The organism is Blastococcus sp. TML/C7B (assembly GCF_016612845.1).
Taxonomy (GTDB): domain Bacteria; phylum Actinomycetota; class Actinomycetes; order Mycobacteriales; family Geodermatophilaceae; genus Blastococcus.
This window is the reverse complement of record NZ_JAEOAA010000002.1, coordinates 1,311,097-1,329,813: the sequence shown is the minus strand read 5'-3', so window position 1 is coordinate 1,329,813 and position 18,717 is coordinate 1,311,097. Positions and strand designations below refer to the sequence as shown.

The 18,717-nt window shown below is 75.4% G+C and carries 26 protein-coding genes, 1 tRNA gene and 2 pseudogenes; 16 read left to right on the top strand and 13 right to left on the bottom strand.

Going from position 1 to position 18,717, the window contains the following annotated elements:
- The first annotated feature begins 87 nt into the window (after positions 1 to 87).
- Positions 88 to 828: a ribonuclease PH gene (gene rph, locus JKP76_RS19335; RefSeq protein WP_200492404.1), complete on the top strand. Its 741-nt coding sequence runs from the start codon at positions 88 to 90 to the stop codon at positions 826 to 828.
- Positions 825 to 1,439 (top strand): RdgB/HAM1 family non-canonical purine NTP pyrophosphatase, encoded by a 615-nt coding sequence (rdgB, locus tag JKP76_RS19330; RefSeq protein WP_200492403.1) that lies wholly within the window; start codon positions 825 to 827, stop codon positions 1,437 to 1,439. Before rph ends, rdgB begins: the two co-directional genes overlap by 4 nt.
- Here rdgB and JKP76_RS19325 read toward each other — a convergent pair.
- Together JKP76_RS19325 and JKP76_RS19320 are read right to left on the bottom strand one after the other, a co-directional pair.
- Positions 1,426 to 1,611 carry a hypothetical protein gene (locus JKP76_RS19325; protein ID WP_200492401.1) on the bottom strand — a complete coding sequence of 62 codons (186 nt, stop codon included), beginning with the start codon at positions 1,609 to 1,611 and terminating at the stop codon, positions 1,426 to 1,428. The genes rdgB and JKP76_RS19325 overlap by 14 nt on opposite strands.
- Before the next feature lie 52 nt (positions 1,612 to 1,663).
- A complete protein-coding gene (locus JKP76_RS19320) occupies positions 1,664 to 2,194 on the bottom strand; it encodes a VanZ family protein (RefSeq protein WP_200492400.1) in 531 nt (176 codons plus the stop codon).
- A 109-nt stretch (positions 2,195 to 2,303) separates the two neighbouring features.
- Between JKP76_RS19320 and JKP76_RS19315 the strand changes: the two genes are divergently transcribed.
- Entirely contained in the window at positions 2,304 to 2,936 is a 633-nt protein-coding gene (locus JKP76_RS19315; protein ID WP_200492398.1) for a dihydrofolate reductase family protein, read from the top strand.
- A 10-nt stretch (positions 2,937 to 2,946) separates the two neighbouring features.
- Here JKP76_RS19315 and JKP76_RS19310 read toward each other — a convergent pair.
- Positions 2,947 to 3,027: transfer RNA gene (locus JKP76_RS19310), tRNA-Leu, on the bottom strand.
- Between the two features lie 88 nt (positions 3,028 to 3,115).
- Between JKP76_RS19310 and JKP76_RS19305 the strand changes: the two genes are divergently transcribed.
- Positions 3,116 to 3,346 carry a DUF3618 domain-containing protein gene (locus JKP76_RS19305; RefSeq protein WP_200492396.1) on the top strand — a complete coding sequence of 77 codons (231 nt, stop codon included), beginning with the start codon at positions 3,116 to 3,118 and terminating at the stop codon, positions 3,344 to 3,346.
- Between the two features lie 4 nt (positions 3,347 to 3,350).
- Entirely contained in the window at positions 3,351 to 3,842 is a 492-nt protein-coding gene (locus tag JKP76_RS19300; RefSeq protein WP_200492394.1) for a DUF427 domain-containing protein, read from the top strand.
- Between the two features lie 18 nt (positions 3,843 to 3,860).
- Here JKP76_RS19300 and JKP76_RS19295 read toward each other — a convergent pair whose 3' ends face one another.
- Positions 3,861 to 4,493 (bottom strand): TetR/AcrR family transcriptional regulator, encoded by a 633-nt coding sequence (locus tag JKP76_RS19295; protein ID WP_200492392.1) that lies wholly within the window; start codon positions 4,491 to 4,493, stop codon positions 3,861 to 3,863.
- 18 nt (positions 4,494 to 4,511) lie between these two features.
- On the bottom strand, positions 4,512 to 5,222 hold the full coding sequence (locus JKP76_RS21900; protein ID WP_242472023.1) for a hypothetical protein: 711 nt from the start codon (positions 5,220 to 5,222) through the stop codon (positions 4,512 to 4,514).
- Between the two features lie 70 nt (positions 5,223 to 5,292).
- Here JKP76_RS21900 and JKP76_RS21895 point away from each other — a divergent pair, with 70 nt between their 5' ends.
- The gene (locus JKP76_RS21895) at positions 5,293 to 5,748 is read left to right on the top strand and encodes an EAL domain-containing protein (protein ID WP_309233062.1); all 456 of its coding nucleotides are present in this window, start codon (positions 5,293 to 5,295) and stop codon (positions 5,746 to 5,748) included.
- 24 nt (positions 5,749 to 5,772) lie between these two features.
- On the opposite strand, the gene JKP76_RS19285 is transcribed toward JKP76_RS21895, so the two are convergent.
- Positions 5,773 to 6,402 carry a histidine phosphatase family protein gene (locus JKP76_RS19285; protein WP_309229508.1) on the bottom strand — a complete coding sequence of 210 codons (630 nt, stop codon included), beginning with the start codon at positions 6,400 to 6,402 and terminating at the stop codon, positions 5,773 to 5,775.
- A 58-nt stretch (positions 6,403 to 6,460) separates the two neighbouring features.
- Here JKP76_RS19285 and JKP76_RS19280 point away from each other — a divergent pair, with 58 nt between their 5' ends.
- Positions 6,461 to 7,315, top strand: coding sequence for an aldo/keto reductase (locus JKP76_RS19280; protein WP_200492390.1), 855 nt, complete (start codon positions 6,461 to 6,463; stop codon positions 7,313 to 7,315).
- A gap of 78 nt (positions 7,316 to 7,393) precedes the next feature.
- On the opposite strand, the gene JKP76_RS19275 is transcribed toward JKP76_RS19280, so the two are convergent.
- Positions 7,394 to 8,275 (bottom strand): DUF559 domain-containing protein, encoded by an 882-nt coding sequence (locus JKP76_RS19275; protein ID WP_200492388.1) that lies wholly within the window; start codon positions 8,273 to 8,275, stop codon positions 7,394 to 7,396.
- A 162-nt stretch (positions 8,276 to 8,437) separates the two neighbouring features.
- Here JKP76_RS19275 and JKP76_RS21890 point away from each other — a divergent pair.
- The 3 genes and pseudogenes from JKP76_RS21890 to JKP76_RS19265 form a co-directional block, all read left to right on the top strand.
- Positions 8,438 to 8,707: pseudogene (locus JKP76_RS21890) on the top strand (acyl-CoA dehydrogenase family protein); the annotation flags it as partial.
- Between the two features lie 61 nt (positions 8,708 to 8,768).
- A complete protein-coding gene (locus tag JKP76_RS19270; RefSeq protein ID WP_309233079.1) occupies positions 8,769 to 9,593 on the top strand; it encodes an acyl-CoA dehydrogenase in 825 nt (274 codons plus the stop codon).
- Positions 9,586 to 10,257, top strand: a complete 672-nt coding sequence (locus tag JKP76_RS19265) for a PaaI family thioesterase (RefSeq protein WP_200492386.1) — start codon at positions 9,586 to 9,588, stop codon at positions 10,255 to 10,257. Before JKP76_RS19270 ends, JKP76_RS19265 begins: the two co-directional genes overlap by 8 nt.
- A gap of 4 nt (positions 10,258 to 10,261) precedes the next feature.
- On the opposite strand, the gene JKP76_RS19260 is transcribed toward JKP76_RS19265, so the two are convergent.
- From JKP76_RS19260 to JKP76_RS19235, 6 genes are all read right to left on the bottom strand, one after another.
- Complete coding sequence (locus tag JKP76_RS19260) at positions 10,262 to 11,362, bottom strand: NAD-dependent epimerase/dehydratase family protein (protein WP_200492384.1); 1,101 nt, start codon at positions 11,360 to 11,362, stop codon at positions 10,262 to 10,264.
- 45 nt (positions 11,363 to 11,407) lie between these two features.
- Complete coding sequence (locus JKP76_RS19255; RefSeq protein WP_200492381.1) at positions 11,408 to 11,746, bottom strand: cupin domain-containing protein; 339 nt, start codon at positions 11,744 to 11,746, stop codon at positions 11,408 to 11,410.
- Positions 11,649 to 13,025 carry an MFS transporter gene (locus JKP76_RS19250; RefSeq protein WP_200492380.1) on the bottom strand — a complete coding sequence of 459 codons (1,377 nt, stop codon included), beginning with the start codon at positions 13,023 to 13,025 and terminating at the stop codon, positions 11,649 to 11,651. The genes JKP76_RS19255 and JKP76_RS19250 overlap by 98 nt, the downstream gene beginning before the upstream one ends.
- Positions 13,022 to 13,606, bottom strand: coding sequence for a helix-turn-helix domain-containing protein (locus JKP76_RS19245; protein WP_200492378.1), 585 nt, complete (start codon positions 13,604 to 13,606; stop codon positions 13,022 to 13,024). The genes JKP76_RS19250 and JKP76_RS19245 overlap by 4 nt, the downstream gene beginning before the upstream one ends.
- 138 nt (positions 13,607 to 13,744) lie before the next feature.
- A complete protein-coding gene (locus JKP76_RS19240) occupies positions 13,745 to 15,097 on the bottom strand; it encodes an MFS transporter (protein WP_200492376.1) in 1,353 nt (450 codons plus the stop codon).
- 42 nt (positions 15,098 to 15,139) lie between these two features.
- Entirely contained in the window at positions 15,140 to 15,973 is an 834-nt protein-coding gene (locus JKP76_RS19235) for an alpha/beta fold hydrolase (protein ID WP_200492375.1), read from the bottom strand.
- A gap of 85 nt (positions 15,974 to 16,058) precedes the next feature.
- Here JKP76_RS19235 and idi point away from each other — a divergent pair, with 85 nt between their 5' ends.
- From idi to JKP76_RS19210, 6 genes and pseudogenes are all read left to right on the top strand, one after another.
- A complete protein-coding gene (gene idi, locus JKP76_RS19230) occupies positions 16,059 to 16,601 on the top strand; it encodes an isopentenyl-diphosphate Delta-isomerase (RefSeq protein WP_309229509.1) in 543 nt (180 codons plus the stop codon).
- 183 nt (positions 16,602 to 16,784) lie between these two features.
- A pseudogene (locus JKP76_RS24265) lies at positions 16,785 to 17,267 on the top strand (polysaccharide deacetylase family protein); the annotation flags it as partial.
- A 55-nt stretch (positions 17,268 to 17,322) separates the two neighbouring features.
- Entirely contained in the window at positions 17,323 to 17,574 is a 252-nt protein-coding gene (locus JKP76_RS19220) for a hypothetical protein (RefSeq protein WP_200492650.1), read from the top strand.
- Between the two features lie 73 nt (positions 17,575 to 17,647).
- Positions 17,648 to 17,788 carry an SDR family NAD(P)-dependent oxidoreductase gene (locus tag JKP76_RS23075; RefSeq protein ID WP_304504745.1) on the top strand — a complete coding sequence of 47 codons (141 nt, stop codon included), beginning with the start codon at positions 17,648 to 17,650 and terminating at the stop codon, positions 17,786 to 17,788.
- On the top strand, positions 17,785 to 18,423 hold the full coding sequence (locus JKP76_RS19215; RefSeq protein ID WP_309233061.1) for an SDR family oxidoreductase: 639 nt from the start codon (positions 17,785 to 17,787) through the stop codon (positions 18,421 to 18,423). The genes JKP76_RS23075 and JKP76_RS19215 overlap by 4 nt, the downstream gene beginning before the upstream one ends.
- A 25-nt stretch (positions 18,424 to 18,448) precedes the next feature.
- Positions 18,449 to 18,715: a hypothetical protein gene (locus JKP76_RS19210; protein WP_200492643.1), complete on the top strand. Its 267-nt coding sequence runs from the start codon at positions 18,449 to 18,451 to the stop codon at positions 18,713 to 18,715.
- Positions 18,716 to 18,717 lie beyond the last annotated feature (2 nt).

Sequence of the window (18,717 nt, the reverse complement as noted above, 5' to 3'; positions counted from 1 at the left end):
GGTCGCGGCGGACGATAAGGCACCGGTGATCACCGTCGCGGCCCGCCACCTCGGAGGTGTGACGGGTGCGCACTACTGTCGACTCCCGTGAGTGCGCCCTCTTCCGCCGCCCGTGCCGACGGCCGCGCGGCCGACCAGCTCCGCCCGGTGACCATCACCCGCAACTGGCTCGACCACGCCGAGGGTTCGGTGCTGGTGGAGTTCGGCCGCACCCGCGTGCTGTGCGCGGCCAGCGTCACCGAGGGCGTGCCGCGCTGGCGCAAGGGCTCGGGCCTGGGCTGGGTCACCGCCGAGTACTCGATGCTGCCGCGCGCCACCCACACCCGGAACGACCGCGAGTCGGTCCGCGGCAAGATCGGCGGGCGGACCCACGAGATCAGCCGGCTCATCGGCCGCTCGCTGCGCGCCTCGATCGACCTGGGCGCATTGGGCGAGAACAGCATCGCCATCGACTGCGACGTCCTGCAGGCCGACGGCGGCACCCGGACCGCGGCCATCACCGGCGCCTACGTCGCCCTCGCCGACGCCGTCTCCTGGCTCGGCGAGCGCGGGAAGCTGGCCACGCCGCAGCCGCTCGTGCAGTCGGTCGCGGCGGTCAGCGTCGGCGTCATCGACGGGGAGCCGCGGCTGGACCTCGCCTACGAGGAGGACGTCCGCGCCGGCACCGACATGAACGTGGTCTGCACCGCCGACGGCGGCTTCGTCGAGGTGCAGGGCACCGCCGAGGGCGCCGTGTTCGACCGGGCCACCCTCGACGCGCTGCTGGACCTCGCCGTGGCGGGGTGCGCCGACCTGACCCGGCTGCAGGCCGACGCGCTCGCGCGATGAGTACCCGGCTCCTGCTGGCCACCCGCAACGCGGGCAAGCTCGCCGAGCTGCAGCGGCTGCTTGTCTCCGCCGTCCCCGGTGTGGAGGTCGTGGGGCTCGCCGACGTCGAGGAGTACCCGGAGGCGCCGGAGACCGGGGCGACGTTCACCGAGAACGCCCTGCTCAAGGCGCGGGAGGCGGTGCGCTACACGGGGCTGCCGGCGGTCGCCGACGACTCGGGGCTGACCGTGGACGCGCTCAACGGGATGCCGGGCATCCTCTCGGCGCGCTGGGCCGGCCGGCACGGGGACGACGAGGCCAACACCGCGCTGCTGCTCGCGCAGCTGGCCGACGTCCCCGACGACCGGCGGGGCGCGGCGTTCGTGTGCGCGGCGGCGCTGGTCCTGCCCGGCGGCGCCGAGCGGGTGCTGGAGCGGGAGTGGCGCGGGTCGGTGATCCGCGAGAAGCGCGGCGGCAACGGGTTCGGCTACGACCCGGTGTTCGTGCCCGAGGGGCTGGAGGTCACCTCGGCGGAGCTGTCACCGGGGGAGAAGGACGCGCGCAGCCACCGCGGTCAGGCGTTCGCCGCGCTGGTGCCGGTCATCGCGGAGGTGCTGGTCAGCCGAGGCTGAACCAGTCCACCGCGGCGAGCTCGTCGCGCAGGGCGTCGTAGATCGGGTGGTCGCCCTCCGGGGCGGCGTGCCGGCCGGCCCGGTCGACGTCGGCCAGCGAGGCGATCGTCTCGAGGGCGACCGGGCCCTCCGGGGCGCGGTGGCGTCCGGCGGCGAGGATGGCGTTGCTCATACCCCGGAGTTCGGCGCCCAGGGGCTCTGGCGCGAGCGCGCTCCGGCGGGCCTCACCCCCAGGGGTGAGTGGGCACCCGCGGTTCGGCGTCCCGATCGGCCCGGTCGGCCAGCGCGAGCACCCCGCGGGCCAGCAGCACGCCGACGGAGAGCCCGAGGGTGTTCATGGCCCAGTCGTTGGTGTCGCAGGCCCGGCCGATCGCCGGCAGCGCCGACTGGGCGGTCTCGACGAGGGCGGAGAGCCCGGCGCCCGCGGCCAGCACGGCCCACGGGCGGCGGGTGGCCAGCGCGGCGAAGACGGCCGCCGGCAGCAGCAGCGCCACGTTGGCCAGCAGCTCCACCCGGCCCAGGGCGGGCAGCGCGAACTGGACGGTGCAGCCGCCGCCCGAGGCGCCCTTGCCCGACGGCGTCAGCGTGAGCGCGAGGACGGCGAGCAGCGACAGGGCGGTCAGGGCCCGCAGCACGCGCGCGCCGGCGGCTCCGCGGCGGAGTGCGGCATAGCCGACGGCGCCGCAGCCGAGCACGGCGAGGAACAGCGCCACCGGCACCAGCGCCGCGTGGTCCAGCAGGACGTCGGTGATCATCGGGAGCCGAGCCTAGGGGGCGCTGCGTCCGACGATCGCACGGCGATGAGTCGTGCGGCGTCGCGGCGTCTACCCGGGGACGGGACGACCGACCGCACGGGAGCACGCCATGGGGCAGATCCACATCGAGCTGTTCGCCACCCTCGACCTGGTCGGGCAGGCGCCCGGTGGCCCGGACGAGGACCCCGAGGGTTTCCCGTTCGGCGGCTGGCAGGCGCCACTGCTCGACGAGGTGTCCGGCGCGCAGATTGGTGCCGCCTACGAGGGCACCGACGCGCTGCTGCTGGGCCGGCGCACCTACGACATCTTCGCCTCCTACTGGCCGCACCAGTCCGGTGGTGAGGACGGCGAGATGGCCGCGCTGTTCAACGGGATCCCGAAGTACGTGGCCTCGCGCGGCCGCCCCGACCTGACCTGGGCCGGGTCCTCGCAGCTGGCCCCCGACCTGCCCGCCGCGGTGCGCGAGCTCCGCGACCGGCACGAGCAGGTGACCGTCGTCGGCAGCCTGGACCTCGTGCAGACCCTCCTGCGGGAGAAGCTGTTCGACCGGCTCGACCTGTGGGTGCACCCGATCGTGCTCGGCGTCGGCAAGCAGGTGTTCGGCGGCGGCGCGGTGCCCACGAACCTCACGCTGCTGGAGCCGCCCGCTGCCGGGACGACGGGGGCCGTGCTGCTGCGCTACGGGCTCGCCGACGGCGTGCCCGCGACCGGCGACATGGGCGCGCCCGACCGCGGCGTCTGAGCGTCCGACGTGCGGGAGGCGGGAGTCGAACCCGCACGCCCGAAGGCACCAGATCCTAAGTCTGGCGTGGCTGCCGTTACACCACTCCCGCGTGGGCACGGAGTCTAGGAGCACCCCTCCCGGATGACGGGCGACACGGTGGATGGGCCGGGTCGGCGCAGGTCTGGCAGGCTGTCGGGGTGCCTCGCGACCCTCGACAGATCCAGCTGGAGATCGACGCCGCCCGCGAGTCGCTGGCCGCCACGCTGGACCAGCTGACCTACCGGACGAGCCCGACGCGCCTGCGCGCCAAGGGGCAGGACGCCGTCGTGCGCTGGCTGCAGACGCCCGCGGGCATGGCCGCCGCCGGCGCCGTAGGCCTGTTCGTCACCTTCGTGGTCGTCCAGCGGGTCCGGCACCGCAAGGGCTGAGCCCGTGGTCCGCCGGGATCCCGTCGGCCCCGGGCAGGAGTCCGTCTGGGACTACCCGCGGCCGCCCTCGGCCGAGGTGGTGGGCCGGCACGTCGTCGTCGAGCTGGGCGGGCGGACGATCGCCGACACCCGGCGGGCGATCCGCGTGTGCGAGACCAGCCACCCGCCGACCTACTACGTGCCCCGGGACGACGTCGTCCCCGGCGTGCTCGAGCGCGCCGCGGGCGGGTCGTGGTGCGAGTGGAAGGGCGCGGCGACGTACTGGGACGCCGTCGTCGACGGCCGCCGCGTCGCCGCGGTGGGCTGGTCCTACGAGCAGCCCACCGCAGGCTTTGAGCACCTCGCCTGCGCCGTCGCGTTCTACCCGGCGCGGGTGGACCGGGCCACCGTGGACGGCGAGCTCGTCCGGCCGCAGCCGGGGGAGTACTACGGGGGGTGGATCACCGACGAGGTGGTCGGCCCCTTCAAGGGCGCGCCCGGCACGTTCGGCTGGTAGCCGGCCGGGCGCGCCGCCTCAGATCCGCGCGCCGTGCGCCCGCAGCAGCGGGACGGCGATGTTCTCGACGACCGCGTCGGCGAACTCCTCGTTGACCGGCTCGCCGTTGACCAGCCAGCGCTGGATGACGGGGGCGCCGATCGCCTCGGCGACCAGGGAGCCGGCGAAACCGGGGTCGGTCTCGCCCCGAGCCTCGGCGCGGGACCACATCTCGTCGAAGGTCTGGCGCCAGATGGCGACCGGGCCGTCGCGGAAGGCCTCGGCCAGCTCCGGGTGGTGCTGCATGGAGGAGAGCATTGCCTGGGTGGCCGCGCCGGCGGGGCTGGTGACCAGCTTCGCCATCGAGCGGAGCAGGACGTGCAGGTCGCCGATGAGCGAGCCGGTGTCGATCTTGGCCTCGGTCTCCGCGGCCTGCGCGGCGTTCAGGTCGGAGACGGTGTCGACGACCAGCTCCTCCTTGGTGCGCCACCGGCGGTAGATCGTCGCCTTGCCGACCCCGGCCTTCGCGGCCACGGCGTCCATGGTGAGCGCGCCGTAACCGACGTCGGCCAGCAACCGGAGGATCGCTGCCCGGATGACCCCGTCCCGGCTGGGATCACGCGGGCGGCCGCCGCGGCTGGGTCGTTGTTCGGAGGCGGAGAGAACGGACATGACCCTAACCTTAGGGACTCAAGTCTCGAAACTGCGACAAGTTCGCCTGTGAGTCGGCTGTGACGCACCCGGTGGGGCCATGACGTGGGTTCGCGCGCGCCTCCAGCACCGCCGCCCGGGGTGGGCCATCCTGCTGGCGTGGGGACGAACTGCGCCGGCGCCTGCAGCTGCCGCGCGCACTGGGAGGTGCCCGGTGCCGCGTCGCGGGTGCTGTTCGCGACCGCTGTCGGGCACGTGCTGCCGACCGTGGCGCGGACCGCGCGCTCGCTCGGCCTCGAGGTGGCCACCGCGCCCCGGCTGGTCGAGGTGGTCGATCCCCGCGGTGGTCGGGGCACCGAGCGGCTCTTCCAGCGGCTGGCCCGCGAGCTGACCGCCGCCGAGCTCGACGCTCTCCGCGTCGCCACCGACCCGCCGGCCGGTGGCGCGGCCCGCACCGCCCGCCTGCTCACCGCCCCCAGCCTCGCCGTCGAGCTGGCCCGGCGGGGCGTGACCGTCGAGGTCGGCGTCCTGGCCGAGGCCGAGCTCTGGTCGGCCTACCAGCCGATCGTCCGGCTGGCCGACCGCACGGTGGTCGCGCACGAGGCGCTGCTGCGCGGCCTCGTCGACGGTCGCGAGGTGGGCGGCGGCGACCTCTTCTTCGTCGCCGAGTCCGCCGGCTGGCTGGACCGCCTCGACCGGATCGGCCGCGAGTCGGCCATCGCCGGGGCGGTGCCCTGGCTGGGGGACCACGACCTGTTCGTCAACTCCGCTCCGTCCTCGATCTACCGGCCGGCAGGTCTGCCTGGCCTCCACCGAGCAGGTGGCGCACGCCTCGGGTCTGGCTCCCGAACAGCTGGTCTTCGAGGTCGTCGAGTCCTACGCGATCGCCGACCGCGGGCACCTCGTCTCGGTGCTGGAGCACTACCGCTCCCTGGGCTGGCGGGTCGCCCTGGACGACGTCGGCGCCGGCTGGTCGAGCCTGTCGCTGCTGGCCGCCGTCCGCCCCGAGGTGGTCAAGCTGGGCAAGGGCCTGGTGCAGGCCTTGCCGGACGACGGCGCGCGCACGGTCCTGACGGCGGTCATCGACCTCGCCCACGAGCTCGGCGCGACCGTCGTCGCCGAGGGCGTGGAGAGCGAGGAGCTCGCCGAAGCGGTCACCGCGCTGGGCGCGGACCTCGGTCAGGGCTGGCTGTTCGGCCGCCCGGTCCGGCGCGAGCAGCCCGCGGAGGAGCAGTCCGGCCGCTTTCAGCCGGTGGGGATCACCCGCTCCCGGTAGGGGCAGAAATGGCCATTTCTGCCCTCAGCGCAGGCCCCACCCGGTGAGCGCCGGCCGGTCGTGCTCGTGCCCGAGCACGCCGTAGGCCGCCGGCGGCAGCGCGAACAGCGCCCCCGCATCCGGCGCCAGGCCGAGCCAGCGGGCCGTGAGGATCCGCAGCACGTGCCCGTGGGCGACCAGGGCGACGTCGCCGTCCCCGAGCCGGGCGCGGGCCCGGTCGAGCACGCGGTCCACCCGCACCGCGACCTGCGCCAGCGTCTCGCCGGGGGTCTCGCCCGGCACGGTCCCGTCGGTCCAGATCGACCAGGTGCGACCCAGGTCGGTGCTGATCTCCGCCGTCGTCCGGCCCTCGTAGCCGCCGTAGTCGAGCTCCACCAGGTCCGGATCGGTGCCCGTGACGTGCAGGCCGGCCAGCTCGGCGGTGCGGGCGGCCCGCTGCAGCGGGCTGGTCCACACCGCGGCGAACCGGCGCGACCCGAGGCCGGCGCGCAGCGCCCGCGCCTGCTCCTCGCCCTCGGTCAGGAGCGGCAGGTCGGTGAGCCCCGTGTGCTGCCCGTTCCGGCTCCAGTCGGTCTGGCCGTGCCGCAGCACGATGATCTGCCCCACCCGCCCGCCGATGATCTGCCCCACCCGCCCGCCGATGATCTCTCCCACCCGGCCATCGAACACGCCGCCGGGAACACCCGCCCGCCCGGCGGTGCTGGCCGATGACATGACCACTGCAGAACTCAGCGACACGTTCACCATCGGCGGGGACCTCCCCGTGCACCGCCTCGGCTACGGCGCCATGCAGCTGCCCGGTCCGGGCGTCTGGGGCGAGCCGGCCGACCGCGCCGCCGCCGTCCGCGTCGTCCAGGCCGCCGTCGAGCAGGGGGTCGACTTCATCGACACCGCCGACTCCTACGGACCCGAGGTCAGCGAGCAGATCATCGCCGAGGCGCTGCACCCGTACGGCGAGAACCTGGTCATCGCCACCAAGGCCGGCCTCACCCGGCAGGGCCCCGGCATCTGGACGCCGGTCGGCCGCCCCGCCTACCTCAAGCAGCAGGTCGAGCTCTCCCTGCGGCACCTCAAGGTGGACCGCATCGACCTGATCCAGCTGCACCGCATCGACGCCGAGGTGCCGCTGGCCGACCAGCTCGGTGCCTTCGCCGAGCTCAAGGCCGAGGGCAAGGTCCGCCACATCGGCGTCTCCGAGGTGTCGGTGGAGGAGCTGGAGGCGGCCCGCGAGATCACCGAGATCGTCAGCGTCCAGAACCTCTACAACCTCACCAACCGGCAGAGCCAGGACGTGCTCGACTACGCCACGGCCGAGGGCATCGCCTTCATCCCGTGGTTCCCGATCGCGACCGGTGACCTGGCCTCGCCCGAGAGCCCGGTGGCCGACATCGCCCGCGAGCTGGACGCCACGCCGTCCCAGGTCGCGCTGGCCTGGCTGCTCCAGAAGTCGCCGGTCATCCTGCCGATCCCCGGCACCAAGTCCGTCGACCACCTCACGGAGAACCTGGGCGCCGCCGGCGTCCGCCTCTCCGCCGAGGACATGGCCCGCCTGGACGCGCTCGCCTGATCCACCCCGGGACTGCGCGAGTCATGCGAACTCGTGGTCATCGCGGGCTGACGGCCACGAGTTCGCATGACTCGCCGGTCACCGGGGTCGCCCGGCGGTGAGCGCGGCCCGGATCGCGGCGACCACCTGCTCCGGGCGGCCCCGCACGTCGGCGGACGTGAACCGCAGGACCGTCCACCCGGCCAGCACGAGACCGTTCTGCCGCCGGAGGTCCTCGACGAAGACCCGGCGCTCGCGGTGCACATCGCCGTCGAACTCGACCAGCACGCGGTGCTCCGGCCAGGCCAGGTCCACCATCCCGAGGAAACGGCCCCCTGCGCGGACGACGTGCTGCAGCACCGGTCGCGGCAGCCCGGCGACGTGCAGCAGCCACCGCAGCACCGACTCCATCGGGGACCCGGCCAGCCGGTCGGCGCACGGGAGGACCTGCCGGGCCGTGGCGACGCCCCGCCGTCCCGCGGAGCGCGCGACGATCGCAGGGAACTCGTCCTCGGGGAAGCCCCGGGCCAGCATCTGGTCGGTCACGGCCAGCAGGGACGCCGGCGGCACCGTGGCCGCCAGGTCGATCCAGGTGCGGCTCGGGGAGGTGACCACGATCCCGTGGCGACGCCGGGTTTCCGGAGCCGGCACGTCCGAGAAGTGCAGGCGGCGGTCGCGGCGGTGACGTCGCCGGACGTTGCGCGGAACGGTGACGTGGACGGGCTGGTCCCGCGGGACGAGCGGCACCTCGAGGCCCCAGAGCGACGCCGCGGTGAGATGGCTGATCACCGCGCCGTCGGGAGCGCCCAGGAGCACGGCCTGGATCTGCGCCAGCTCGTCGGCGACGGCCGGCAGGTAGGTGTCCCGCGACGAGCGGCGGACGCCGGCGTGCCGCAGCTGCCAGTCGGTGATCCCGGCCTCGCGGGCGCCCCGCCGGTCCAGCGGGCCGGGGACACGCGGCGGGACCGGCGGCGTGGGCATGCGGGCAGCGTGCCGAACGGAGGCGCCAGCTCGTCGACGTCGTCCACAGGTGGCCCGAGTTCTACGAACTCGTGGTCATCGCGGGCTGATCGCCACGAGTTCGCAGAACTCGCGGACGGACCCGGCGCGACGACGAGGTGCGGCACGCGTCACCATGGCGTCATGGACGCCGAGGACTTCCGCCAGGTCAGGGACGCCGTTCGCCAGCTGGTGCGCGAGGAGGTCATCCCGCTCGAGGAGCGCATCGAGGAGGAGGACCGGATCCCCGACGAGCTCCGCGCCCAGATCGCCGAGATGGGGCTGTTCGGCTACGCCCTCCCCGAGGAGTACGGCGGCCTGGGCGTCGGGATGGTCGAGGACGTCGCGCTGGCCATGGAGTTCGGCTACACGACGCCGGCCTTCCGCTCGCTGTTCGGCACCAACAACGGCATCGCCGGCCAGGTGATCGCCAAGTTCGGCAGCGACGAGCAGAAGAAGAAGTACCTGCCCGGGGCTGGCTGCCGGCGAGCTGATCGGCTCGTTCGCGCTCACCGAGGCCGAGGCCGGCTCGGACCCCGCCGGGCTGCGCACCTCCGCCCGCCGCGACGGCGACAGCTGGGTCATCAACGGCAGCAAGCGCTACATCACCAACGCCCCGCTGGCCGACCTGTTCATGGTCTTCGCCCGCACCAACCCCGAGGAGAAGGGCGGCCGGGGCATCTCGAGCTTCGCCGTCGAGACCTCGACGCCCGGCGTCACCGTGGGCCCGAAGGACAAGAAGATGGGCCAGTCGGGAGCCTGGACCGCCGAGGTGTTCTTCGACGACGTGCGGGTGCCCGCCGAGGCGCTGATCGGCGAGGAGGGCCGCGGCTACGCCAAGGCGCTCACCGTGCTCTCCCGCGGCCGGCTGCACATCGCCGCGCTCTGCGTCGGCATGGCCCAGCGGGTGCTCGACGAGTCGGTCGCCTACGCCGCCACCGCCAAGCAGGGCGGCGCGCCGATCGGCCGGTTCCAGCTGGTGCAGGCCATGCTGGCCGACATGCACGCCGAGCTGCTCGCCGGCCGCAGCATGGTCCGCGAGGTCGCGGCCCGCTACGACAGCGGCGAGGACATGTCCATCGGCCCCTCGTCGGCCAAGCTCTACTGCACCGAGATGGTCGCCCGGGCCACCGACAACGCCGTCCAGATCCACGGCGGCATGGGGTACCTGCGCTCCACCCCGGTCGAGCGGTTCTACCGCGACGCCCGCCTGTTCCGCCTCTACGAGGGCACCAGCGAGGTGCAGCGCGTGATCATCGGCGGCGGGCTGCTGCGCGAGGCCGGCATGCCACGTGGCTGAGGACCGGGAGGCGCGGCGCGCGGTCGTCGGCGGGCTCGGGGACGCGCTGCGGGAGCTGGTCGACGCCGCCGTCCGCACCGAGGTGCCGATGGCCGAGCTCGACGACGTCGCGACGGCGGTGCGGGCCCTCGCCGAGCGGCTCAACGCCGACCGCCGCGACCTGCACGAGATCGCCACCGTGGACGACCCGGAGACCGGCGAGCGCTGGTTCAGCCCGGTCTACGGGCCCGGCAACCCGGTGGCGCCGCCGGTGCACGCCAGCGACTCGCCCGACGGTCGGTCGGTCGGCCGGGTCACCTTCGGCAAGGCCCACGAGGGCCCGCCCGGGCTGGTGCACGGCGGCGTCGTCGCCACCGTCCTGGACCACGTGCTGGCGCGCGCCGTGCGCGCGGCGGGGCGCGGCGGGCTCACCGCGACGCTCACCGTCACCTACCGGCGGCCGGTGCCGCTGGGCGTGCCGGTGGTCGCCAAGGCGGAGATGGGCGCGACCGAGGGGCGGCGCACCGTCGCCACCGCCCGGCTGGTCGCCGAGGACGACCCGGCGACGACGCTCGCCGAGGCCGAGGGGCTGTTCGTGGCGCTGCGCCCCGAACGGGCCGCCGACGTGTTCGCCGCGACCGGCCGCCCGGTCGCGGCGTGGACGACCCGCACCGGCGACCAGTAGCGGTTCAGCCGGGGCCGGGTGCGCCCGCGGGATCGAGTTCGGGGCCGTTCGCCGGCCGGAGCAGCGCGCCCGGTCCGCCGGTGCCGGCGGCCAGCGCGGCGACGAACGAGCGCAGCACGTCGTCGCTGCGGTGCGCGGGTGCCCAGCCCAGCTGCGTGCGGGCGCGCGTGGTGTCCATGGCCGGCAGGGACGTGCCCAGGTCCAGCCACCCGGGTTCCGTGGGCACCAGGTGCGCCGCGAACGCGACCTGCAGGGGGACGCGCACCGCCATGGCGGGCACCGGGACCCGGCGGCTGCCCAAGGCCTCGGCGATCCCGGCGGCGTCCAGCAGCGGGTCGGCGGCGATGTTGAAGGGGCCGGGCGCCCGCCGGTCGACGATGCGGACCAGCGCGTCGGCGACGTCGTCGGCGTGCACGAAGGACAGCGCCAGGTCCGGCAGCGGCAGCGGCAGGAGCCGGGCGAGCGCGCCGGGGACGTGCCGGGCGGCGGCGAAGAGCAGCGGGCCCAGGAAGTAGCGGCCGATCTCGCTGCCCGCCTCGGGCTGGAGGACCAGGGTCGGCCGCGCGATCGACAGCACGGTCGACGTCCGGTGCGCGAGGACCTGGCGCACGACGCGTTCGGCCTCGACCTTGTCCCGGCTGTACTGGGCACTCGGGATGCCGGTGGTCGGCCAGTCCTCGCCCACCTGCCGGCCGACGGCCCCCGCGGCGTAGGCGCCGATGGAGGACATGTGCAGGACGTGCGGCACCCCCGCGGCGGCGGCCGCCCGGGCCACCCGCCACGAGCCGTCGACGTTCACCCGGTGCAGCCGGTCGGGCTGCCGGCCGGGCTGCAGCGCCCAGGCGAGGTGCACCACCACGTCGGCGCCGTCGACGAACTCGGTCAGGACGTCGTCGCTGCCCGCGTCGCCCAGGTCGGCGGAGAACCACCGCACGCTGTCGTAGGGCGCGACGGCCGGCGGCGTCCGGCGGGCCAGCCCGCGCACCTCCGCGACGCCGCTGCCCGGCGCGGTGAGCAGCCGCAGCAGCGCCGTCCCCACGTTGCCGCTCGCGCCGGTGACCGCGACCGTGGCGCCCTGCAGGTGTCCGGGGGAGAGCTCAGCCATGACCTGCCGCTACCCGGGCGGCCCGGTGCCAACCGGCGTCCCGGCTCACTCCGGGCCCAGGTGCCCGCCGTCCGGGTCCGCCGACCGGCCCTCCTTGAGCTCGACGAAGAGGGCGTGGGAGGCGGTGTCGCCGGTGTTCTCCCCGGCGTGCCGCTGCGCGGGCAGCCACCCGGCGCGGCCGGCGGTCAGCTCGACGTCCCGGTGCTCCCCGCCCGCGTGCAGCCGCCGGCGGAACGAGCTGAGCGTGACCATCACGCTGTCCGGGTGCTCGTGCGGGGTGGTGCGGTCACCCGGCGCGTCGGTGTACTCCAGCACCCGCACGCGCTCGTTCTCGAAGACCACGCGGTAGTGCTGCGGGTTGGTGACGACGGGGTCGAGGGTCATGCCGGGACTGTCCACCGCCGGGTGCGCCCGGACCAGGGTCCTCGGGCCGCAGGCCGAGGGAGACGACCGCCACCAGCAGCATCGCGCCGGTGCCGGCGAGCAGCCCGGTGGCCAGGCTCGTCGCGTCGGCCAGCCGCGGCACGACCAGGCTGCCGAGCACGCCGCCGAGCATCAGCGCCAGCGACGACACCGAGACGGTGGTCGAACGCCGGCCCGAGTCCGTCCGGTCGTGCAGCAGCTGCTTGCGCGCGGGCCAGGCGGCGGCGTTGAGCAGGTAGAACAGCGCGTAGGCGACGGCGGCGGGCGCGACACCGGGCGCGCCGGCCACCGCCGCGACGGCCCCCGCTGCCAGCACCGAGGTGCCGGCGCTGACGGCCACGACCGAGCCGCGGGCCGCCCGCCCCAGCGCCGGGGCGAGCAGCGCGCCGAGCGCGGCGGCGCCGAAGGAGACCGCGGTGACCACGCCGAAGACGGCCGAGCCGCGCTCGGGGGAACCGGCGAGGTCGGCGAAGTGCAGCGGGCCGAGCAGCTCGAGGGAGGTGAGCACCACCCCGACGAGGAACGCGACGCCCAGCAGCAGGCGGAGCAGCCGGTCGCGCAGGACCCCGCGCACCGCCGTCCCGACGACGAGCGGCACCTCCCGCATCCCGGCGCGCAGTGCGGGCCGCCCGGACGCCGGAGGGCGCCGGACCGGCACCACCAGCACGAGGACGGCGGTGACGTGCACCAGCGCGAGGGCGGCGGCCAGCACGAGTGGCGCCGCGAGGGCGGCCGCGCCGCCGCGGTCGAGGAGCAGCGGCAGGGTGCCGCCCAGCACCGCGCCCGCGGTCAGGCCGCCGGCGTCGGCCGCGCCGGCCTGCGCCAGGCCGCGGGACACGTCGGCGCCTGGGTCCCCGCCGCGGACGGCGTCCACGTACCAGGCCTCGAGCGGCCCGGAGTCCAGGGCGCGGGCGACGCCCTGCAGGGACCAGGCGAGCGCGAAGGCGGGCACCGAGTCCGCGACGGCCATGGTGAGCAGCCCCGCCGTGGTGAAGACCCCGGCGGAGGTGAGCACCGCGCGGTGGCCCAGGGCGTCGGCGAACCCGCCGGTGGGCAGCTCGAGCACGAGGGTCACCGCGCCGTAGAGCGCCACGCACAGCCCGATGTCGGCGGGGGAGAGCCCCCGCGCGGTGGCCAGCAGCACCGAGACCGGCACGACGATGCCGACCGGCAGCCAGCGCAGCGCGGTCAGGCCGACGAACCGCCGGCGGGCGCGGTCCGCGGTGAGGGCGGCGGTCACAGCGGCTGCTCCTCGAGGGGGAAGAGGTCCAGCAGCAGGCGGACCAGCGGCTGCCCGGGCTCCTCGTGCTCGTCGCGCCAGCGCTGGACGACGGCGTTGAGCTCGCCGACCAGCTCGCGGGCCCGGGCGGGGGAGAGGCGCAGCGCCCAGTCGTTGAGCGAGGCGGTGGCGCGCCACTCGTCGTCGTCCTGCTCGCGGTTGGCGGCGAACGCGGCGAGCATCCGTCGCTGCTGCGCGACCAGCCGGTCGGTGAGCTCGTCGACGACCTCCCGGCCGCCGGGCTCGGCCAGCAGCTCCTCGCTGTTCCAGCGGGTGCTGCGGTGCAGCGCCCGCCACCACCGCTCGCGGCCGGTGCCCTCGCCGGGGACCTCCTCCACGAAGCCGAAGCCGGCCAGCTGGCGGAGGTGGTAACTGGTCGCCCCGCTGCTCTCGCCGAGCCGCTCGGCCAGCCGGCTGGCGGTGGAGGGCCCGTCGCTGCGCAGCGCGGCGAGCAGGCTCATCCGCAGCGGGTGGGCCAGCGCGCGCAGCGCCCGGACGTCACGGACGTCGATCGCAGGTTCAGGAGGCGGGGTGGGTGCCACGCGTCCACGGTAGATTGCAAAGAGATGTTTGCAAAGGTTTCTTTGCAGAGCTGCCGATGGTGCGCGGGCGGCGTCCTCCCTGCCCGCAGCGCGTCCTCCCTCGTGGTGCGCGGTGGGGGAGGACGCTCGACGATCAGGTCACCTGATCGTGGCGGGGGCGGCGGGGTCGTGCTCGAGGGCCTGGCCGCGGCGCTCGGGCAGCGCCAGCGAGGCGAGCGCGGCGAGGGCGAAGAAGGCGGCGAACACGCCGAACACCAGGCCGGTGCCGCCGGCGTCGACCAGGGGCGGCACGCACAGCGGAGCGGCGATCGAGGCCAGCCGGCCGAAGCCCGCGGCCGCGCCGGCGCCGGTGGCCCGCAGTGCGGTCGGGTAGATCTCCGGCGTCACGGCGTAGAGGGCGCCCCACGCGCCGAGGTTGAAGAACGACAGCACCATGCCGGTGAGCAGGACGGTGGTGTCACCGTCCGCGGAGGCGAACAGCACCGCGCCCAGCGCCGAGCCGACCAGGAACGTGGCCAGCGTCGGGCGGCGGCCCCACTTCTCGATGAGCACGGCGGCCGTCGCGTACCCGGGCAGCTGGGCCAGCGTGATGATCAGCGTGTACTGGAAGGACTTGACCAGCGAGAAGCCGTCCTCGAACAGCAGCGTCGGCAGCCAGATGAAGGCGCCGTAGTACGAGAAGTTGATGCCGAACCAGACCGTCCACAGCGCGGCGGTGCGCCCGCGTGTCCCCGGCGCCCACAGCGCCCGCAGCCCGGGCGCCGGAGGTGCCGGCGGGGCCTGGGGGGAGGGCGCCGGCGCGACACCGGCCGCCGTCTCGAAGCGGCGCACGGTCGCCTCGGCCTCGTCGGTGCGCCCGCGCAGCTCCAGGAAGCGCACCGACTCCGGGAGCCCGCGGCGCACCACGACGGCGTACAGCGCGGGCAGCGCGCCGAGCGCGAGCGCCCACCGCCAGCCGTCGTCGCTGCGCGGGACGACGAAATAGCCGATCAGCGCCGCCAGCGTCCAGCCCACCGCCCAGAACGCCTCGAGCAGCACGACGACCCGGCCGCGCACCCGCGCCGGCGCGAACTCGCTGACCAGCGTGGAGGCGACCGGCAGCTCGGCGCCCAGGCCCAGACCGATGAGGAAGCGGAACACCAGCAGCGCGCCCACCGACCACGACAGCGCCGCCGCGCCGGTGGCGAAGCCGAAGACCAGCAGGGTCAGCGCGAACACCTGGCGGCGGCCGAAGCGGTCGGCCAGCAACCCGCCCAGCGTCGCGCCCAGCGCCATCCCGGCGAAGCCGATGGAGCCGATCCAGGACAGCTCGGTCGAGGTGAGCGCCCACTGGGCCGCGAGCGCCGTCATCACGAACGAGATGAGGCCGACGTCCATCGCGTCCAGGGCCCAGCCCAGGCCGGAGCCGAACACCAGCCGGCCGTGCTCCCGGGTGAAGGGCAGCCGGTCGAGCCGCTGGGCCCGGGAGGTCGGGGACGTCGTCGCCGTCATGCGGTCAGTCTGCCGACGACGTGGCGCCCCTGCCCGCGCTGGTCAGGGAGCGGCGCGGACGTGCGCGGTCACCAGCTCGGCGACGCGGTCGGCGGCCAGCTCGGGCAGCCAGTGCGGCACGCCGTCGAGCACCTCCAGCCGGTAGGGGGCGTCGACGTAGCGGGCGGTCGCCTCGGTGGCGGCCCGGCCGAGGAAGGGGTCGCCGGTGCTCCACACGTGCAGCGTGGGCACCCGCACCGTGCCCACCGGGTCGCGCGCCGACCACGGCAGCGCCCGGTACCAGCCCAGCGCGCTGGAGAGCGCGCCCGGCTCCCGCATGCGGCGGACGTAGTGGTCGACGAGGTCGTCGGCCAGGCCACCGCGACGCAGCACCCGGCGCAGGACCGCGCCGTCGCCGGCGAGCAGCAGCTGCTCGGGCACGACCGGCAGCTGGAACACCGCCATGTAGAGCGAGCGCAGCGCCTGGTCGCTGGTGACCATCGCCTTCGACATCGCCGCCGGGTGCGGCACCGACAGAGCGGTGAGGGTCCGCACCCGGTCGGGGTACCAGGCGCCCAGCGCCCAGGCGACGCCGGCGCCCCAGTCGTGCCCGACCACGTGCGCGCTCTCCAGCCCGGCCGCGTCGAGCAGGGCGAGCACGTCACCGGCGGTCTGCCGCAGCCCGTAGTGCGCTCGCACCCTCGGCCGGGCCATGGGGGAGCAGCCGCGCTGGTCCGGCGCCAGGGTGCGCAGCCCGTGCTGGTGCAGCGCGGGGGCCACGCGGTCCCAGGCGGCGGAGTCCTGCGGGAAGCCGTGCAGCAGGACGACGGGCTCGCCGTCGGCGGGGCCGGCGTCGCGGACGTCGAAGGTCAGGCCGTCGCGGCGGAAGCTGTCCATGCCCCGACTCTGCCCCGCGCCGGCCCCGCGCGCACCGGGTGCACCGGCACGGGCGGGTGTCGCCCCGGTCAGGGACGATGGGCCGGTGACCTCCCCCTCTCCCGAGATGATCGTCCTGGTCGACGACGACGGCCGGGCCATCGGCACGATGCCCAAGCCGCTCGTGCACCACGGGGAGACGCCGCTGCACCGCGCCTTCTCGGCCTACCTCTTCGACGACGCCGGCCGGCTGCTGGTCACCCGCCGGGCCGCGGGCAAGCAGACCTTCCCGGGCATGTGGACCAACACCGTGTGCGGCCACCCCGGTCCGGACGAGGACGACGCCGCCGCGATCGCCCGCCGTGCCGCGTTCGAGCTGGGCCTGCAGGTGCGCGACCTGCGCCCTGCCGTGCCCGGGTACCGGTACCGCGCCGAGTTCCAGGGCGTCGTGGAGAACGAGATCTGCCCGGTCTACCTCGGCCGGTTCGCCGGCTCGCCCGCGCCCGAGCCGACCGAGGTCGGCGAGTGGGAGCTGCTCGACTGGGCGGCGTTCCGCCGCCGGCAGGAGACCGAGGGCGACGCCTGGTCGCCCTGGTGCCGCGAGCAGGCGCGGCTGATCGAGGAGGCCGGGCTGGTCCCGGCCGCCTGACCCGCCGTGATCGCAGCAGCACGGCCGGTGATCGCATCTCGTCACGCTGTGCAACCCTCCGGCTGCGCTCCGAACGGCTGCGGCGCGTCGCCCGGTGCCTCCACCGGCGCGCCGGGAGCCGCTGCTGCACTCGCGGCATGGAGCGACGCCGGTTCCTGCTGACGGCTCGCCGCAGGACTCGCCGTGGCCGCCACCGGGCGGGGGGCGGTCACGGGCACGCGCGCGGGGGAGGGCGACCCCGTCGCGCCGCCCGCCCCGCCGCGCCCCGACCCGGTCGAGGCCGCCGTCGAGGTGCCGGCCGGCCCGCTCCCGCCGCCCACCGGCGTGGTCACCGCGCTCCCCGGCGAGGGGGACGGGCTCGCGCTGACCATCGACGACGGCACGAGCAGCGAGGTGGTCGCCGCCTTCGCCGCGCTCGCCGTCGACACCGGCATCCGGCTCACCTTCTTCCCGAACGGCTGCTACCGCTCGTGGGAGGAGAACGCGGCGACCCTCCGCCCGCTCGTGGAGTCCGGCCAGGTGGCCCTGGGCAACCACACCTGGTCCCATCCCGACCTGACCACGCTGGACGACGCAGGGGTGGCCGAGGAGATCACCCGCAACCGCGACTTCCTGGAGGCGACGTTCGGCGTCCGGACGCCCTTCCTCCGCCCGCCCTTCGGCGCCGCACGACGGGCGCACCGACCGCATCGCCGCCGACCTCGGCCACCCGACGATCGCCATGTGGAACGGCACGCTGGGCGACTCCCGCGTGCTCACCGGGGCCGAGCTGGTCGGGTACGCCCGCGAGTGGTTCACCGCGCAGGCCATCGTCGTCGGGCACGCCAACCACCGGAGCGTCACCACCGTCTACGGCGAGCTGCTCGACCTCCTGCGCGAGCGCCGGCTGCGCACGGTCACCCTCGCCGACGTCTGGGCGGTGCCCCGCCCACCGTTCTCCGGCGTCGCCGCCACCGCCCTCGTCCGCCGCTGAGCGTCCCGCGCTGCGGACCGCCGGGTTCTCCGCGAGGCTGTCCGGAGCCGATCGGGACTGACTGGGGGACCGGATGCAGGAGCCGTTGGAGGGGCGCGTCGCGCTCGTCACGGGCGCCGCGAGCGGGCTCGGCCGGGCCACCGCGCTCGCCCTGGCCGAGGCCGGGGCGCACGTGGCCATCGCCGACATCGACGCGACGCCGGCAGCGAGGTGACGCGCGGCCTGGTCGCCGACGCGGGCGGCAGCGCGGAGGTCGTCGCCCTCGACGTCACCGACGACGAATCCCGGCGCGGCGTCGTCGGCGGGCTCTTCGACGCGCACGGCGACAGCTTCGACATCCTGGTCAACGTCGCCGGCATCGACCGGCCCGGCTACATCACCGACATCGACCTGGCCGACTACCGGCGGGTGCAGGCGGTGAACTTCGAGGGCCCGGTCTTCCTCACCAGCGAGTTCACCAAGCGGGTGCAGCACCTGCCCGAGGGGCGCACCGCCGACGTCGTCCACATCGTGTCGCTCTCGGCGATCACTTCGGGCAGCGGGGCCATCGCCTACAACGGCTCGAAGGCCGGCTTCCTCAACGCGACCCGGTGCATCCAGCGGGAGCTCCGCGAGAAGGCGGTCCGGCAGCCCGACGGCAGCGAGCGGCCCTTCCCGTGCCGGGTGCAGGCGGTCGTCCCGGCGGCGATGGACACCCCGATGATGGAGCAGTGGGGCATCCCCTCCCACCTGATGATGCCGCCGGCCGCGGTCGCGGAGATGGTGCGCACCCTCGTGCTGCTGCACCCGTCGGCGTTCGTGCCGGAGATGCAGATCGTGCCGCGCCTCGAACCGAACTTCCCTCGGTGAGCCGGGGAGAGGAGGCTTCGTGAGCATGGCTGCAGCGGATGGGAGCGACCCGGGGATGCCCGGGTCCGACGCGGTGGAACCCCGGAGCCGGTTGGGGCCCGGCGACCTCGCCCCCGACGAGGAGCGGCTGCTCGCCGCCCTCGAGCGGGACGCGCGCGGGCTCCCGGAGATCCCGGTGCGGGACACGATCCCCGAGGTCACGCAAGCGGTGAGCGCCCGCCCGGGTGACCGGGTCGGCCCACCGGACGACGGGCTGACCCCGCTGTTCGCCGCGCCCGAGCTCGACGACTGACC

Excerpts from the sequence above, each read along its gene's own strand:
- JKP76_RS19325 (WP_200492401.1), bottom strand. The coding sequence starts at position 1,611 with ATGAGCAACGCCATCCTCGCCGCCGGACGCCACCGCGCCCCGGAGGGC.
- JKP76_RS19320 (WP_200492400.1), bottom strand. The coding sequence starts at position 2,194 with ATGATCACCGACGTCCTGCTGGACCACGCGGCGCTGGTGCCGGTGGCG.
- JKP76_RS19240 (WP_200492376.1), bottom strand. The coding sequence starts at position 15,097 with ATGACGGCGACGACGTCCCCGACCTCCCGGGCCCAGCGGCTCGACCGG.
- JKP76_RS19275 (WP_200492388.1), bottom strand. The coding sequence starts at position 8,275 with ATGCCCACGCCGCCGGTCCCGCCGCGTGTCCCCGGCCCGCTGGACCGG.
- JKP76_RS19210 (WP_200492643.1), top strand. The coding sequence starts at position 18,449 with ATGGCTGCAGCGGATGGGAGCGACCCGGGGATGCCCGGGTCCGACGCG.
- JKP76_RS19235 (WP_200492375.1), bottom strand. The coding sequence starts at position 15,973 with ATGGACAGCTTCCGCCGCGACGGCCTGACCTTCGACGTCCGCGACGCC.
- JKP76_RS19220 (WP_200492650.1), top strand. The coding sequence starts at position 17,323 with ATGTGGAACGGCACGCTGGGCGACTCCCGCGTGCTCACCGGGGCCGAG.
- JKP76_RS23075 (WP_304504745.1), top strand. The coding sequence starts at position 17,648 with ATGCAGGAGCCGTTGGAGGGGCGCGTCGCGCTCGTCACGGGCGCCGCG.
- JKP76_RS19280 (WP_200492390.1), top strand. The coding sequence starts at position 6,461 with ATGACCACTGCAGAACTCAGCGACACGTTCACCATCGGCGGGGACCTC.
- JKP76_RS19260 (WP_200492384.1), bottom strand. The coding sequence starts at position 11,362 with ATGGCTGAGCTCTCCCCCGGACACCTGCAGGGCGCCACGGTCGCGGTC.
- JKP76_RS19295 (WP_200492392.1), bottom strand. The coding sequence starts at position 4,493 with ATGTCCGTTCTCTCCGCCTCCGAACAACGACCCAGCCGCGGCGGCCGC.
- JKP76_RS19255 (WP_200492381.1), bottom strand. The coding sequence starts at position 11,746 with ATGACCCTCGACCCCGTCGTCACCAACCCGCAGCACTACCGCGTGGTC.
- rdgB (WP_200492403.1), top strand. The coding sequence starts at position 825 with ATGAGTACCCGGCTCCTGCTGGCCACCCGCAACGCGGGCAAGCTCGCC.
- JKP76_RS19315 (WP_200492398.1), top strand. The coding sequence starts at position 2,304 with ATGGGGCAGATCCACATCGAGCTGTTCGCCACCCTCGACCTGGTCGGG.